We start from the raw sequence: 15,678 nt of genomic DNA, 5'->3' as shown, positions 1-15,678 counted from the left end.
GCGATGCTCGGCGTGTCGAGCTGCTCAGCTGCCAACGATCAACGGGCGAGCAGGGCGTTACAGCATCTCGACCGGAACCAGTTTGATGCCGTCTACTCCGTCGAGGTCCATCAGATGTGACACTCCGGATCCCGTGCCGTTGAGGGGATGCTCGAACCGCCACGACTCGTGCGGCATCGGCGGTTTGAGCTGCGCGGTGAGGTCGCCCTTGCCCTGGCACCGCTTGCGTAGGCGCTCGTACGCGGCGTCGCGGTCCTCGAACCCGACCGACTTCGCGTGTGGCAGTCCACGGACGGCGTCCTGGATGGCGGCCCGTTGCTCGCTGGTCGCCGAGGATTTCAACCGAACGATGATCCCGATCCACGAAGGCCGAGGGTCGACGTCGGCGATCCGGAGCGCCACCTCATCGACGCCGTCGACCTCGGTCATCACCGCCTCGATCGCTTCGGCGATCAGAGAGTCGGTGACGGTGGCGTGGACCAGCTCTGGCGCGTACTCCGGCTTGAGGTCCGCCAGCAGGTCGGGTTGGTCCTTGAAATCGACCTTGAAGCGCTCGTGCACCTGTTCGCGGGTTTCGAGAGCCACCCCTTCGACACTTGGCATCGACCGGAGTCGTTGCTGCACGGCCTCTCTCTGCGTCGCCGTCGCGTCGTTGTCCAGGAAGACGGTCAATGCCACGTCCCCGGCAACCTCGGGCTTCGAGGCGCAGGTGGACAGGACCAGCAGGAGTGTGAGTGCCAGGGACCGTGCTACGCGACGCATGGGGGCAGATCGTAGGTGATCAAGACGCTGGCAGTGTGCCCCTGCGTCGTTGTCTGGATCTCAACTCCGTGGCTGGTCTTCGTAACCTGGATCCGCCAGACTGCGCCGTATGGGTGATCGTTGGCGCCGGTGGGCGTGGGTCGGAGTGCTCGTCGTCGGGCTGATCCTTTACCTGGCGGTGCTGTGGACCCTGGTCAGCACCAAGAACCCGAATTTCGTACCCGCGTTGATCCTGCTCGGGGCGACGCTGGTGCCGCTGACGTTCCTGACGTTCGCGCAGGCTCGCACCGGGCGATGGCAGGTGCCGGCGTCGGTGCTGGTGACGTCGGCGTTCTTCGGTGGTGTGATCGGCACTGTCGTCGCCGGCACGCTGGAGTACGACACCCTGCGCCGGCTCGGCACCCTGCCGATGCTGTTCGTCGCGCTGATCGAGGAGTCGGCGAAGCTGATCGTCCCGGTGGTCCTGCTGTTCACGGTGGTGGCCCAGCGTCGCCGCCGGGTGCCCTCCGACGGGCTGATCATCGGCATCGCCGCCGGCATGGGGTTCGCCGCGCTGGAGACGATGGGCTACGCCTTCAGCGCGCTGCTGAGCTCGCAGGGCAACATCGGTGCGGTGGAGCAGACGCTGTTCGTCCGTGGTCTGACCGCGCCCGCCGGTCACACCGCCTGGACCGGGCTCACCGCCGGCGCGTTGTGGGCGCTGTTGGCCAGCCCGAGCGTCGGCCGGCTCATCGGGTTCATCGGTACGTTCCTGGGCGTCGTCGTCCTGCACACCCTCTGGGACACGTTCTCCGGCTCGTTGGTCTTCATCGTGCTGGCGATCATCAGCATCGGCTGGCTGTTCTGGGAGCTGCGCCGTTACCGGACCTTCGCCGAGCACCCCCTCGGTCAGCTCCAACCGAACTGACCATCGCCGTACTTCATGCCTCTCCCGGCCCGCACGATCAGGTCGGGAGAGGCATGACTGTTGGTGATCCCGCTGCGACCGGACCGGCACCTCATCTAACGTCAGAGTGTTCATATTTGGCGTGCTTGGTCGGGAAGGTGCGGCAATGGGGGTGCGTAGCTGGATCGAGGGCTGGCCGGTCTACCGCCAGTTCACCGGCACCGACCCGTTGGGGCGGGGTGCCGCGGCGAAGTCCGATGGATCCCGAGCGCTAACGGCTCGCACGGAAACCGCCGACTCGATGGCCCGATCGGTGTGCCCGTACTGCGCGGTGGGTTGCGGTCAGCGGGTGTTCGTCAAGGACGGGCGGGTCAGTCAGATCGAGGGTGACCCGGACAGCCCGATCTCGCGGGGTCGGCTCTGCCCGAAGGGCGCGGCCAGCAAGAGTCTGGTCACCAGCCCACTACGGCAGACCACGGTCCGCTACCGCCGGCCGTACGGCACCGAGTGGGAGGACCTCGACCTCGACACCGCGATGAACATGATCGCCGATCGGCTCCTGGCCGCCCGGGACGAGACCTGGGAGGACGTCGACGCCGAGGGCCGACCGCTCAACCGGACGCTGGGCATCTCCAGTCTGGGTGGGGCGACGCTGGACAACGAGGAGAACTACCTCATCAAGAAGTTGTTCACGGCGGCCGGTGCGTTGCAGATCGAGAACCAGGCGCGTATTTGACACTCCGCCACCGTCCCCGGTCTGGGGACCAGCTTCGGTCGTGGCGGCGCCACCCAGTACCAGCAGGACCTGTCGAACTCCGACATGATCATCATTCAGGGTTCGAACATGGCCGAGGCGCACCCGGTGGGTTTCCAGTGGGTGATGGAGGCCAAGCGCCGCGGGGCGAAGGTGTTCCACGTCGATCCGAGGTTCACCCGGACCAGCGCCGTGGCCGACGCGTACCTGCCGATCCGGGCGGGCACCGACATCGCGATGCTCGGCGGCGTGATCCGCTACATCCTCGAAAACGAGCTGGACTTCCGGGAGTACGTCGTCGCGTACACCAACGCGGCGACCATCGTGACCGAGGACTACGCCGACACCGAGGACCTGCACGGGCTCTTCTCCGGCTTCAAGGAGGAGAACGCCTCCTACGACCAGGCCAGTTGGCGGTACGCGGGCAACGGGCAGAACAAGACGACCCGCGACACCGAGACGCAGCGGGAGACCGCGTCCGGGCTGGAGCACGAGTCGCACGGTGCTCCGGTCGACGGCGATACCGAACGCGACGAGACGTTGCAGCATCCGCGCTGCGTCTACCAGATCCTCAAGCGGCACTACTCCCGCTACACCCCGGAGATGGTCGAGCGGGTCTGTGGGATCCCGCAGGACCGGTTCCTGGAGCTGGCTCAGGCTTGGGCGGCGAACTCGGGCCGGGAACGGACGAGCATGCTCGTCTACTCGGTGGGGTGGACGCAGCACAGTGTGGGTGTGCAGTACATCCGCACCGGCGCGATCATCCAACTGCTGCTGGGCAACATGGGTCGCCCGGGTGGCGGAGTCCTGGCGCTGCGCGGTCATGCCAGCATCCAGGGCTCCACGGACATTCCGACGCTGTTCAACCTGCTGCCCGGCTACCTGCCGATGCCGCACCACGCCGACCACCCCACCTTCGACGAGTGGGTGGACAGCATCCACCACCCCGGCCAGAAGGGCTTCTGGGGCAACGCCCGCACCTACGGCGTCAACCTGCTCAAGGCGTACTGGGGTGAGGCCGCCACCGCGGAGAACGACTACTGCTACGGGTACATGCCGCGGATGACCGGCGACCACGGCACCTACCAGCAGGTGCTCGACATGATCGACGGCAAGATCAAGGGCTATTTCCTGCTCGGGCAGAACCCGGCGGTCGGTTCGGCGCACGGCCGGGCGCAGCGTCTCGGCATGGCCAATCTCGACTGGCTCGTGGTCCGGGACCTGTTCGAGATCGAGAGCGCCACGTTCTGGAAGCACGCGCCGGAGATTGAGACCGGCGAGATCACGCCGGAGCAGTGCCGCACCGAGGTGTTCTTCCTACCCGCCGCCTCCCACGTGGAGAAGGAGGGCACCTTCACCCAGACGCAGCGCCTGTTGCAGTGGCGGGAGAAGGCCGTCGAGCCGCCAGGCGACGCCCGCTCCGAGCTGTGGTTCTTCTATCACCTCGGCCGCATCATCCGGGAACGGCTGGCGCAGTCGACCCTGCAGCGCGACCGGGCGCTGCTCGACCTGAACTGGAACTACCCCACGCACGGCCCGAACGCCGAGCCGAGCGCCGAGGCGGTGCTGCGTGAGATCAACGGGTACGACGTGGCGACCGGCCGGCCACTGGCGTCCTTCACGGAGATGAAGGACGACGGCTCCACCGCCTGCGGGTGCTGGATCTACAGCGGCGTGTACGCCGACGGTGTCAACCAGGCCGCCCGGCGCAAACCCGCCAGCGAGCAGTCCCTGGTCGCCCTGGAGTGGGGCTGGGCCTGGCCGGCGAACCGTCGCATCCTCTACAACCGTGCCTCGGCCGATCCGGACGGCAACCCGTGGAGTGAACGAAAGCGCTACGTCTGGTGGGACCCGGAGAAGGGCGAGTGGACCGGCTACGACGTCCCGGACTTCGAGAAGAACAAGGCGCCGTCATACCGACCCGCCCACGACGCCTCGGGCGTGGCGGGCATTGCCGGCGACGATCCGTTCATCCTCCAGGGCGACGGCAAGGGCTGGTTGTACGCGCCCACCGGCGTGCTCGACGGACCGATGCCCACCCACTACGAGCCGGTCGAGTCGCCGGTGCGCAACCCGCTGTACCGGCAGCAGGCCAACCCGACCCGCAAGGTCTACACGCACCCGATCAACTCGTTGAATCCCAGCCCGCCGCAGGAGCACAGCGACGTCTTCCCGTACGTGTTCACGATCAGCCGGCTCACCGAACACCACACCGCCGGCGCGATGAGCCGCAACGTGTCGCCCCTGGCCGAGTTGCAACCCGAGCTGTTCGTCGAGGTGTCGCCGGAGTTGGCGGCCCTGCGAGGGTTGAGTCACCTGGGCTGGGCCCACCTGGTCACCAGCCGCGCGGCCGTCGAGGCGAAGGTGCTGGTGACCGACCGCGTCACGCCGCTGCGCGTGGATGGCCGGATCATCCACCAGGTCTGGCTGCCGTACCACTTCGGCTACGAGGGCCTGGTGACCGGCGACTCGGCGAACGACCTGTTCGGCATCACCCTCGACCCCAACGTCCTGATCCAGGAGAGCAAGGTCGGCACCTGCGACGTCCGGCCCGGACGGCGCCCCAGAGGACAGGACCTGTTGGGCCTCGTCGTCGACTACCGGCGGCGGTCGGGGAACCTCGTCCACCGATACCCGCCGATGGTCACGACCGACGTCGCCGACAGCAGTAGCGACCAGGAGGCCTGACCGATGCCCCACGCCAACGCCCTGTACGGGCCGCTGGACCCCGCACCGGACGCCGGCTACGAGAACCCGCCGCCGCGGATGGGGTTCTTCACCGACACCAGCGTCTGCATCGGCTGCAAAGCGTGCGAGGTGGCCTGCAAGGAGTGGAACGGCGTCCCCGAGAGCGGGCTCGACCTGCTGGGCATGTCGTACGACAACACGGGCGCGCTGACCGCGAACTCGTGGCGCCACGTCGCGTTCGTGGAGCAGCCCCGCTCGGCCGGGTGGGCGACTCCGGCGTTCCAGGAGCAACCCGACGGGCCATCGGTCAGCCCGCTCACGGCGGCCGTGGGCGCGGGTACCAGCACCGACACCGGCACGGACCCCGGACTGCCCACCGGCTCACCCGCAGCGGCCGCCCGCATGTCGGGCGGCCCGGAGTTTCTGGGGATGCCGGGTACGCAGCCGCCGGGGCGTGGCTCGGGTGCGGAGGGGCGGACGGATTTCCGGTGGTTGATGATGTCGGACGTGTGTAAGCACTGCACGCACGCGGCGTGTCTGGATGTCTGTCCGACGGGTTCGTTGTTCCGGACGGAGTTCGGCACCGTGGTGGTGCAGGAGGACATCTGCAACGGCTGCGGTTACTGCATCTCCGCCTGTCCGTACGGGGTGATCGATCAGCGTAAGGATGACGGTCGGGCGTGGAAGTGCACGCTGTGCTACGACCGGTTGGGTGCGGGCATGACGCCGGCGTGCGCGCAGGCGTGTCCGACGGAGTCGATCCAGTACGGGCCGCTCGACGAGTTGCGGGAGCGGGCCGCCGAGCGGGTGGCGAAGCTGCACGAGCGGGGAGTGCCGGAGGCGCGGTTGTACGGGCACGACCCGAACGACGGCGTCGGTGGTGACGGTGCGTTCTTCCTGCTGCTGGACGAGCCGGAGGTGTATGGGCTGCCACCGGACCCGATCGTGACCACCCGCGACCTGCCGGCCATGTGGAAGCGCGCCGGCCTGGCGGCGATGACGATGGCGGTCGCCACGGCGGTCGCGTTCCTGGGTAGGCGGCAATGACCGACGAGACACCATCGAACGAGCCGGTCGGCGCCCGGTTCCGCGAGTTCCAGGCCGGCCTCGATCAGCCCGACGGGAAACGTCACCGGCAGCCCCGCAGACGAGGCGGCGACGGCGGTGAGCAGCTCACGGTGCCGCCGGCCGACTTCGCCTCCTACTACGGCCGGCCGGTTCTGAAGCCGCCGGTGTGGAAGTACGACATCGCCGGCTACCTGTTCACCGGAGGCCTCGCCGCGGGAAGTGCGCTGATCGGCGCGGGCGGCCAACTGACCGGACGACCCGGGCTGCGCAAGGTGGGCCGCTGGACGGCCCTCGGCGGTGTCGCCGCCAGCACGTACCTGCTGGTTCACGACCTCGGCCGGCCGTCCCGGTTCCATCACATGCTCCGGGTCGCCAAGGTGACCTCGCCGATGTCGGTCGGCACCTGGATCCTCGCCGCGTTCGGACCTCTGGCCGGCGTGGCCGCGGTCGCCGAGCTCGCGCCGCTGCTCCCGCAGCACGGTGTGCTCGGCCTCGCCCGTCGGATCGCACCGCCCATCGGCAACGTCGCCGGCCTGGCCGCCGCGGCCACCGCACCGGCGCTGGCGACGTACACCGGGGTGCTGCTCGCCGACACGGCCGTGCCGTCCTGGCACGACGCCTACCCGTCGCTGCCGTTCGTCTTCGCCGGCAGCGCGCTCGCCGCCGCGTCCGGGGTGGGACTGATCGCGGCACCGGCCGCGGAGACCGCCCCACTGCGCCGACTCGCCCTGGCCGCCGCGGCCGTCGAGTTCGGCGGAGGGCACCAGTTGGAGCGGCAGGGCCTCACCAGCGAGCCCTACCAGCACGGACGCAGCGGCCGGCTGGTGAAGGCGGGACGCGTCCTGCTCGCCGTGGGCACCGTCACCGCCCTGCTCAGCCGACGCAGCCGGGTCCTGTCGGCGATCTCCGGCGCCGCCCTCGTGGCATCGTCGGTCGCCACCCGGTTCGGCGTCTTCGAGGCGGGACGGGTGTCGGCACGCGATCCGAAGTACACGGTGGTGCCACAACGGGAGCGGCTCAGGTCGACCACCCAGCTCTGAGCGGATCGGTGAAACGGAAGGCGCCCCTGTGAAGGGGCGCCTTCCGTTGTGATGCAAGAGGTCTGGCCGCCGCGCGTCAGCCGGTGAACAGCTTCGCGGCGGTGATGGCGGTCTGGACGATGCCGTAGCCGAGCAGCACCGCGACCAGCAGCCACGACAACCAGAGCCGCCCGGTCTGGCTACCGACCCGCGGAGGCGCGGGAGGCTGGCTTTCCCGCCCGAGAGCGACCGGCTCGGTGACACTCGCCTTCGCCACGGGCGAGGTCGGCCCTCGGTCCGGTTCGTGGAACCGCTCGGGCACGGAACGCACCAGCAGGTTCGCGATGAACCCGATGGCGAGGATGCCGACCATGGTGAACAGCGCGGGCCGGTACGCCGCCGCGGTGAGGGTGCCGGGCTTGCCCTGCGTGTCGAGGATCCCGTTGACGATCAGCGGGCCGGCGACACCCGCGGCCGACCAGGCGGTCAGGATCCGGCCGTGGATGGCCCCGACCTGGAAGGTGCCGAACAGGTCACGCAGGTAGGCGGGCATGGTGGCGAAGCCACCGCCGTAGAAGGAGATGATCGCGGCGGCGATCAGCACGAAGACCGCGGTCGCGGAGTGGCCGGCCACGGCGAGCAGCACGTACAGCACCATGCCCACGCCGAGGTAGACCATGTAGATGGGCTTGCGGCCGATGAGGTCGGACGTCGTCGACCAGACGAACCGCCCAGCCATGTTGAACAGCGACAGCACTCCCACGAAACCGGCCGCAGCCGACACCGAGACAGTGGTGGCGGTCCCGTTGTCCCGGAAGAAGTCCTGGATCATCGGGCTCGCCTGCTCCAGGATGCCGATGCCCGCGGTGACGTTGCAGAACAGCACGATCCACAGCAACCAGAACGACCGGGTACGCACGGCGTTCGACGCCGACACGCTCGCCGTCGTCACCAGAGGTCGAGCGGCCACGGTCGCGGGGTCGAACCCGGCGGGGCGCCAGTCCGGCGCCGGAACCCGGACGTTGAACGGGCCGAACATCATGATCACGAAATACCCGATGCCGAACGTGACGAAGAGCGCCACGAGGGCACTGCCCGACGCCACGGCGGCCGGGTTGTCGGGGTTGTAGCCGGAGTCGTAGAGGGAGAGCAGTTGGCGCGCGAGCGGGCCAGCGACCAGGGCGCCACCGCCGAACCCCATGATGGCCAGACCGGTTGCCAGGCCGGGGCGGTCCGGGAACCACTTGATCAGGGTCGAGACGGGCGAGATGTAACCGATGCCGAGCCCGATGCCGCCGATGACGCCGTACCCGAGGTAGAGCAGCCACAGCTGCTGGGTCGCGATGCCGAGCGCGCCGACCAGGAACCCGACGGCCCAGAAGCACGCCGAGACGAACATGGCCCGGCGCGGCCCGTTGCGCTCCACCCAACGGCCACCCACCGCCGCGGACGAACCCAGCATGACGATGGCGATACTGAAGATCGCGCCGATCGCCGTCTGACTGGTGTCGAAGTGCGCGATGAGGGAGTTCTTGTAGACACTCGTCGCGTAGACCTGGCCGATGCAGACGTGCACCGCCAGTGCCGCGGTCGGGATGAGCCAGCGGCTGTATCCCGGGGGAGCGACAGTGTGCCGGGGATCGAAGACCGACAGCATGGGCATCGTCCACACCTCCTGCGGCTGAGTAGGCCGCGACGTTGCCGAGCTGTCCCGACCCGGCAGTTGGCCGAGCGGCGCCGCCGCAGTGGCGGCCCGGCGCACGTCTGGCGTCAGCCGATTTCCGGCTTAACCTCACGTTACGTGTCGGCTGGTTCACGCCATGTCATTACCGAAAAACGCGGCGGGAGGTGGAAACAGAACGGGGGCGGGCCTACCGGCCCGCCCCCGACTGCTGTCGTACCGCTCAGTGGATCGCGGCCTTCGCGGCCGCCTCCTCCTGGACGCGTCGTTCCTCCCCGCTGAGGGTGTGCAGCGGCTTCTCCCTGATGAACAGCACGACGATCAGCGCGAGCAGGGCGAACGGCGCGCCGACCAGGAAGAGATCCGCGGTGGCGATGCCGTACACGTCCTGCACGATGCGCAGCACCGGCTCGGGCAGGGTGGACAGGTCGGGCACCTCGGCGGAGCCACCGCCGGCCGTCGCCGCCGGGCCGAGCCGCTCGGCGGTCAGCGAGGCCACCCGGTTCGCCAGGACCGCGCCGAGGGCACTGACCCCGATGGCGCCGCCCATGCTGCGGAAGAACGTCAGCACGGAGGTGGTGACGCCGAGCTCGTGGGCCGGTACGTCGTTCTGTGCGGCCAGCACGAGGTTCTGCATGAGCATGCCGACGCCGACGCCCAGCACGGCCATGTAGATCGACAGCACGAGGACGCTGGTGTTGGCGTCGATGGTGCCCAGGAGCAGCATCCCGACGCTCATCACCGCGGCGCCGGCCACCAGGTATGCCTTCCACCGGCCGTACTTGGTGATGAGCTGTCCGGCGACCGTCGACGAGACGAGCAGGCCGAAGATCATCGGGAGGCTCATCAGGCCCGCGACGGTGGGCGACTTGCCCAGCGAGATCTGGAAGTACTGGGACAGGAAGACGGTGCCGCCGAACAGCGCGACACCGACCAGCACGCTGGCGATCGTGGCCAGGGAGACCGTGCGGTTGCGGAAGATGCCCAGCGGGACGATCGGCTCCTCGGCGCGAGATTCGACGAGCACGGCCAGCGCCAGCAGGACCAGACCGCCGACGACCATCAGGGCCGTCCAGCCGGAGGCCCACTCGAACTTGTTCCCGGCCAGGGACGACCAGATCAGCAGCGTGGAGACACCAGAGGTGATGAGCAGGGCGCCCAGCCAGTCGATCTTTGCCTTGCGGCGGATGACCGGCAGGTGCAGGGTGCGCTGGAGCAGGGCGATGGAGATGATGCTGAACGGGACGCCGATCAGGAAGCACCACCGCCAGCCCAGCCAGGACGTGTCGACGAGCAGGCCACCGATCAGCGGACCGGCGATGGTGCCCACACCGAAGACCGCGCCGAAGATGCCGGCGTAGCGGCCCAGCTCACGGGGAGGGATCATCGCCGCCATGACGATCGTGGCCAGCGCCGTCATGCCGCCGGCGCCGATGCCCTGGACGACACGGCTGAGCAGCAGCACCTCGACGTTCGGCGTGAAGCCCGCGATGAGCGAACCCACCACGAACAGGCCCAGCGAGAGTTGGATCAGCAGCTTCTTGCTGTACAGGTCGGCCATCTTGCCCCACAGCGGCACCGTCGCCGTCATGGCGAGCAGTTCGCTGGTGACGATCCACGTGTAGACGGTCTGGCTGCCGTTCAGGTCCGCGATGATCCGCGGCAGCGCGTTCGCCACCACCGTGGAGGCGAGGATGGACACGAACATGCCGACCATCAGGCCGGAAAGGGCCTGGAGAACCTCCCGACGCGACATGCGCGTGCCGACCTCGGCGGTGTCGGCGGGCGGGACGGTGGTGGTCATTGACGCTCCCTCGGCGGGTTTGTGGCGGGGTGACTGGCCCAGCAGCTGGTGCGGCGGGGCGGGCAGTGGCGGGTCAGGAGGGGGACGGCGGATCCGGCAGCCCGGCGGCGATCGCGGCGAACGCCTCGTCGACGAAGTCGCGCAGGGGGCGGGTGTCGTCGTCGGCGGACCAGCGCAGCATCGCGGTGTGGAAGGCAGCACTGGTGACAGCGGTGATGAGCGGCGGGAGTCCGTGGTCGGCACCTACGCCGAGGCGGGTGGCGATGACCGAGACCATGGCTCGCTCCGTCGCGATGTTGCCGGACACCAGCCGGGGCAGCAGCGCGGGGTTCTGGGTGATGACCGCCAGCCGTAGCCGCCACAATTCCCGATCGGCCTGGATCGTGTCGATCGCCTCGTCGAGGGCCAGCCGGACGGCCTGCAACGTCGGCACCTGCGCAGGGGCGGCCGCCAGACGCGCCACGACGGGGTTGCCGTCGAGCGCCGGATCGTCGGTGAGAGCCTCGTCCTTGCAGGTGAAGTAGTTGAAGAAGGTCCGCGAGGACACGTCCGCGGCCTCGCTGATCTCCTCCACCGTCACGTGCTCCAGGCCGCGTTCGGCGACCAGCCGCAGCGCGGCGGCGGTCAGCGCGGCCCGCGTCTGCGCCTTCTTGCGGTCGCGACGCCCGGGCGCGGCTTGGTCGGTGTCGGTCACGCGAGCGAGATTAGGAGCGAACTTGCACACCCTGCAAGTTTTTAGAGTGTGAAGTGATCTTCCTGACTCGCGATGCTGGTCGGAGCCGGACGGATCGGTCTCTCGGTGCGGGGCACGGCGCCGGTGGTCTCCAGGATGAGCCCGGCGACCAGGTCCGGGTCGTCGCTCATCGGGACGTGCCCGCACCTGGGCAGCGTCACCACCCGTGCCGCCGGCAGGCCCGCCCGGGCGCGCTCGGCCTGGTGGACGCCGAAGATCCGGTCGCGGTCGCCCCAGCCGATGGTCACCGGCACCGTCGGGTCGGACAGCCGAAGGCAGTCGAAGCGATAGTCGCGGGCGGCTCGGGCCACGGCGTTGAAGCCGAGCCCACGTCGCAGAGCGAGCGCGTCACCCAGCGCGCGCTCGACGTCCAGCAGGGTCGGGCGGGCCATCAGCGGCGCGAAGCACAACGCCCGCAGGTACGCCGAGCGCAGCGCGACCCGCATGATCGGGGTGGGCAGGTACGAGTTGGCCCGCAGCATCCGGAGGATGGCCAGCGCCCGTCGGCGCTCCGCCGGGGTGAAGAAGCCGGCGGGGGAGAAGGCGGTGGCCGAGGCGGCCGCCCCCATCGCCGCAAGCTCCAGGGCGATCGCCCCACCGAGGCTGTAGCCGGCGACGTGCGGACGCTCCAGCCCCCACTCGGTCAGGACCGGCAGGACCCCGGCCACGGTAGCGGCCATGTCGGCGGGCATGCCGGTGCCCGGCACCGGAGAGTTCCCGAATCCGGGCAGGTCGAGCGCGATCACCTCGTGGTGGGCGGTGAGCCGCTCGAACACCGGCTCCCACGCCTGGTGACGGTGACCGATGCCGTGGATGAGCAGGAGGGGCTCGCCGCTGCCCGCACGTCGGAACTGAATGCTCATGACTGCCCTCCCACCGACGTCCTGCCGAAGGAACGCCCGAGCTGGCGTACCTCGTCTTCCATCTGGCCGACCATGGTCTGGCCACCGAAGCGGGTGATCAACGCGTCGGAGGGGCCGCTCAGCACCACCGGCCGCAGCGCCTGCACCATGGCCAGCGACCGTGGCACGTACACCTTGCGTTTGCGGCGCTCGATGCCGCGGAGCAGGGCCTCGACGCACTGCTCGACCGGGACGACGGTGGACAGGGGCCACGGCAACCGGCGCAGTGTGGCGCGGAAGGACGCCAGGTCGTCACGGATGTCGCGGACCAGGTCGGTGTCGATCCAGATCGGATGCGCCGTGCCGACGGTGACGCCGCGTGAGCGGGTCTCCAGGCGCAGCACGTTGGCGAACTGCTCCACACCCGCCTTGGACGCGCAGTAGGCCGCCATCCCGGGCATCGCCGTGAAAGCGGCGGCCGACGAGATGATCAGGACGTGGCCACGGGCGGCGGTGACGTGCGGCAGCGCCGCGCTGACCGTGCGGATCGCGCCGCAGAGATTCACCTCGACGGTACGGACCAGCGCGTCGACCGGTCCCACGGCGACGGTGCCGAGGTTCGCGATGCCCGCGTTGGCCACGACAACGTCGATGCCACCGAAGCGGTCGACAGTGGACGCCACTGCCGCGTCCAACGCCGCCTGGTCGGTGACGTCACACTCGTACCAGTGCGCGTCGAGGTCGGCACCGAGCTGTTTGAGCAGCTCGCCCTCCAGACCAACGACGGCGACCTGGGCGCCCCGCGCGACCGCCTCGCGGGCCATCTGCGCCCCGATGCCGCGCGCCGCGCCGGTGATGAGCACTGTCCTGCCCGCCAGGTCATACCGCATCGGCGTGCTCCCGTTCCGCGTCGTTGGGGGTGTTCCCGGGCGTGACGACCTGGTAGTCGGCCGGTCGGAACCGGCGCAGCCGCATCCGGAAGCTGGTGGCGAAGCCCGGCCAGATGGTGGTGTTGCGGCCGGTGCTGTCGAGATACCAGCTCTGACAGCCGGTCTCCCACACGGTGCCGGTCATCTTCTGATCGATCCGTTCGGTCCAGCGCTGTTGCGCGTCACCGGTGGGCTCGATGGCCCCGATGCCCTTGGCCCGCATGTGACGCAGTGCCGCGAGCACCAGCTGCAGCTGTGCCTCGATCATCAGCACCACGGAGGTGTGCCCGAGCCCGGTGTTCGGGCCGAGCAGGAAGAACAGGTTGGGGAAGCCTGCGATGGTCGTGCCCCGGTACGCGTGCATGCTGGGGGTCCACGCATCTGCCAGGCTGCGCCCACCCCGACCGTGGATGCGTCGGACGACGGGGGAGTCGGTGACGTGGAAGCCGGTGCCGAAGATGATCGTGTCCGCCGGGTGGTGGACGTCGTCGTCGGTGACGAGGCCGTCCGGCACGATCCGAGCGATGCCGGCGGTGACCACGTCGACGTTCGGTCGGGTGAGCGACGGCCAGTAGTCGTTGGAGATCAGCACCCGCTTGCAGCCCATCGCGTAGCGGGGGGTGAGCTTGTCCCGCAGGTGCGGGTCGGGGACCTGACGCCGCAGCGTACGCAGGGACAGGCGCGAGGCGAGGCGGTTGACCGCCGGGTGCAGGAAGCCCAGGCCCATGCCCTCGCGTACCAGATAGAGCCCTGCCCGGGCGGCCCGTTGCGCGCCGGGCACGGTGCGGAACGCGGCCTGCTCGACCCCGCTGATCCGGCGCGACAACCTCGGCATGATCCACGCGGGGGTGCGCTGGAAGAGCGTCAGCTTCTCGACCGTCGGCTGGATCTGTGGCACGAACTGGACGGCCGAGGCGCCGGTGCCGATCACCGCGACGCGCCGGCCGGCCAGGTCGTGGTCGTGCCGCCAACGGGCGGAGTGGAACACCGTGCCGGCGAACCCGTCGATCCCGGGCAGGTCGGGGACGGCCGGGTCACTGAGCGGGCCGGCGGCACAGATCAGGACGCGGGCGCTGTGGTCGCCGCCGGAGGTGCGCAGCAGCCAGCGTTGGCGCTGGTCGTCCCACCTCACCTCGTGCACCTCGTGGCGCAACCGCAACCTCGGGCGGATCCCGAAGCGGTCGACGCAGCCGCGCAGGTAGTCCCAGATCTCCGGCTGACCGGAGAACGTGTTCGACCAGCGGGGGTTGGGGGCGAAGGAGAACGAGTAGAGGTGCGACGGGACGTCGCAGGCGCAGCCCGGGTAGGTGTTGTCACGCCAGGTGCCGCCGACGTCCTCACCCCGGTCGAAGACGAGAAAGTCGGTGAAGCCGGCCCGCTGGAGGCGGATGGCGGCGCCCAGGCCACCGAAGCCGGCGCCGATGATGGCAACGTCTGTCTCCATTCACCCCTCCGTGAGCTCGGACGCGGAAGTCGGGTCGGCCACGGGCGGCCAGGGCGGATCGCCCACGCCGGTGATCCGTACGCCGCCCCACGGGTCGACCTCGGCCAGTCGGGCGGCCCGGACGCGGTCGGCGATGCGCAACTCGACGTCGCGTCGGCCGGAGCGCAGTAGGTGGGCCACCCGTGGCTCGGGCTCGATCCGCCCACCCCAGTGGAAGCGGCCGTCGACCGGCTCCCACCGCCCGCTGAGGTGCACCCGGACCGAGGTGCCCTCGACACCCGCCGGGCCGTGGTAGCTCACGGCACGATCCGCTCGTGGGCGCGGGTGAGCTCGTGCGGCAGGTCGGCGCTGGCCCGTACCCCCTCGATGCCGCTCCACAGCAGAGCGGTCAGGTAGTCGGTGAGGGCGGCCCGACTGATCGGCTGGCCGTGCGTGGTCCACCAGTCACCGACCGCCTGCACGAAACCCACCAGGCCGTACGCCCACGGCTCCGCCGGGCCGGCGTCCAGGCCCAGAGCCCGCAGGCGGTCACCGATCACCCGGGCCAGCCCGGCGGCAACCTGTCGGCTGGTGCCGGCGACCACCTGGTGGATGCCGGGTTGGCCGGACTGTCGCATCAGGAACCGGTAGAGCGTGGGCTGTGACTCGATCACCCCGAGGTACGCGTCGATCGTCGCCTCGACCAGGTCACGCTCCTCGCGGACCTGCTCGATCGCCGGCGCGATGGCGTCGACCACCCGGGCCGCCACCACCTCGCTGACCGCGACCCAGAGCTGCGACTTGTCGGCGAAGTAGCGGTACAGGACCGGTTTGCTGACGCCTGCCGTGGCGGCGACCTGTTCCATGTCGACCTCCGGCCCGTGCCGCAGCAGCGCCTGCACGGCAGCCCCGACCAGCTCCTGCCGTCGTTGCTCACGATGGTCTGCCCAGCGGTCCCGGCGGCCGTTGCCCTTCGCCTTCGGACCGCCGTCGGGGGGCGTGACCGGCGGGTCGGATGCATTGACATCGGTGAGCGGCGATTGCATGCTACTACTCGTAACAGTTACCGGTCGTCACGTCAATATGGAG

The 15,678-nt window shown here is 69.6% G+C and carries 12 protein-coding genes and 1 pseudogene; 4 read left to right on the top strand and 9 right to left on the bottom strand.

Features of this window, described 5'->3' with window-relative positions; all coding sequences use genetic code 11:
• Positions 1–57: 57 nt before the first annotated feature.
• Entirely contained in the window at positions 58–762 is a 705-nt protein-coding gene (locus tag CLT68_RS24740; protein WP_099854463.1) for a permease-like cell division protein FtsX, read from the bottom strand.
• 109 nt (positions 763–871) lie between these two features.
• On the opposite strand from CLT68_RS24740, the gene CLT68_RS24735 reads away from it, so the two are divergent.
• The 4 genes and pseudogenes from CLT68_RS24735 to nrfD all read left to right on the top strand — a co-directional run bounded on the left by CLT68_RS24735 (position 872) and on the right by nrfD (position 7,198).
• Complete coding sequence (locus tag CLT68_RS24735; RefSeq protein ID WP_099854461.1) at positions 872–1,669, top strand: PrsW family glutamic-type intramembrane protease; 798 nt, start codon at positions 872–874, stop codon at positions 1,667–1,669.
• A 145-nt stretch (positions 1,670–1,814) separates the two neighbouring features.
• Positions 1,815–5,063, top strand: a pseudogene (fdh, locus tag CLT68_RS24725) (formate dehydrogenase); the annotation flags it as partial.
• A 30-nt stretch (positions 5,064–5,093) separates the two neighbouring features.
• The gene (locus CLT68_RS24720; protein ID WP_099854455.1) at positions 5,094–6,137 is read left to right on the top strand and encodes a 4Fe-4S dicluster domain-containing protein; all 1,044 of its coding nucleotides are present in this window, start codon (positions 5,094–5,096) and stop codon (positions 6,135–6,137) included.
• The gene (gene nrfD / locus CLT68_RS24715) at positions 6,134–7,198 is read left to right on the top strand and encodes an NrfD/PsrC family molybdoenzyme membrane anchor subunit (protein ID WP_099854453.1); all 1,065 of its coding nucleotides are present in this window, start codon (positions 6,134–6,136) and stop codon (positions 7,196–7,198) included. Before CLT68_RS24720 ends, nrfD begins: the two co-directional genes overlap by 4 nt.
• Positions 7,199–7,274: 76 nt before the next feature.
• On the opposite strand, the gene CLT68_RS24710 is transcribed toward nrfD, so the two are convergent.
• The 8 genes from CLT68_RS24710 to CLT68_RS24675 all read right to left on the bottom strand — a co-directional run bounded on the left by CLT68_RS24710 (position 7,275) and on the right by CLT68_RS24675 (position 15,635).
• Complete coding sequence (locus CLT68_RS24710; RefSeq protein WP_099854451.1) at positions 7,275–8,834, bottom strand: OFA family MFS transporter; 1,560 nt, start codon at positions 8,832–8,834, stop codon at positions 7,275–7,277.
• 247 nt (positions 8,835–9,081) lie between these two features.
• Positions 9,082–10,662 carry an MDR family MFS transporter gene (locus CLT68_RS24705; RefSeq protein WP_088948664.1) on the bottom strand — a complete coding sequence of 527 codons (1,581 nt, stop codon included), beginning with the start codon at positions 10,660–10,662 and terminating at the stop codon, positions 9,082–9,084.
• A 73-nt stretch (positions 10,663–10,735) separates the two neighbouring features.
• Positions 10,736–11,356 carry an acyl-CoA-like ligand-binding transcription factor gene (locus tag CLT68_RS24700; protein ID WP_099854449.1) on the bottom strand — a complete coding sequence of 207 codons (621 nt, stop codon included), beginning with the start codon at positions 11,354–11,356 and terminating at the stop codon, positions 10,736–10,738.
• Between the two features lie 41 nt (positions 11,357–11,397).
• Positions 11,398–12,258 carry an alpha/beta fold hydrolase gene (locus CLT68_RS24695; RefSeq protein ID WP_099854447.1) on the bottom strand — a complete coding sequence of 287 codons (861 nt, stop codon included), beginning with the start codon at positions 12,256–12,258 and terminating at the stop codon, positions 11,398–11,400.
• Complete coding sequence (locus CLT68_RS24690; RefSeq protein WP_099854445.1) at positions 12,255–13,127, bottom strand: SDR family oxidoreductase; 873 nt, start codon at positions 13,125–13,127, stop codon at positions 12,255–12,257. Before CLT68_RS24690 ends, CLT68_RS24695 begins: the two co-directional genes overlap by 4 nt.
• Positions 13,117–14,610, bottom strand: a complete 1,494-nt coding sequence (locus CLT68_RS24685; protein WP_099854443.1) for a flavin-containing monooxygenase — start codon at positions 14,608–14,610, stop codon at positions 13,117–13,119. The genes CLT68_RS24690 and CLT68_RS24685 overlap by 11 nt, the downstream gene beginning before the upstream one ends.
• Positions 14,611–14,910 carry a DUF4873 domain-containing protein gene (locus CLT68_RS24680; RefSeq protein WP_099854441.1) on the bottom strand — a complete coding sequence of 100 codons (300 nt, stop codon included), beginning with the start codon at positions 14,908–14,910 and terminating at the stop codon, positions 14,611–14,613.
• On the bottom strand, positions 14,907–15,635 hold the full coding sequence (locus tag CLT68_RS24675) for a TetR/AcrR family transcriptional regulator (RefSeq protein ID WP_099854439.1): 729 nt from the start codon (positions 15,633–15,635) through the stop codon (positions 14,907–14,909). Before CLT68_RS24675 ends, CLT68_RS24680 begins: the two co-directional genes overlap by 4 nt.
• Positions 15,636–15,678 lie beyond the last annotated feature (43 nt).

It is taken from the genome of Micromonospora sp. CNZ299 (assembly GCF_002754415.1).
Note: the sequence above shows the minus strand (reverse complement) of the source record. Positions and strands in the feature narration are given on the sequence as shown.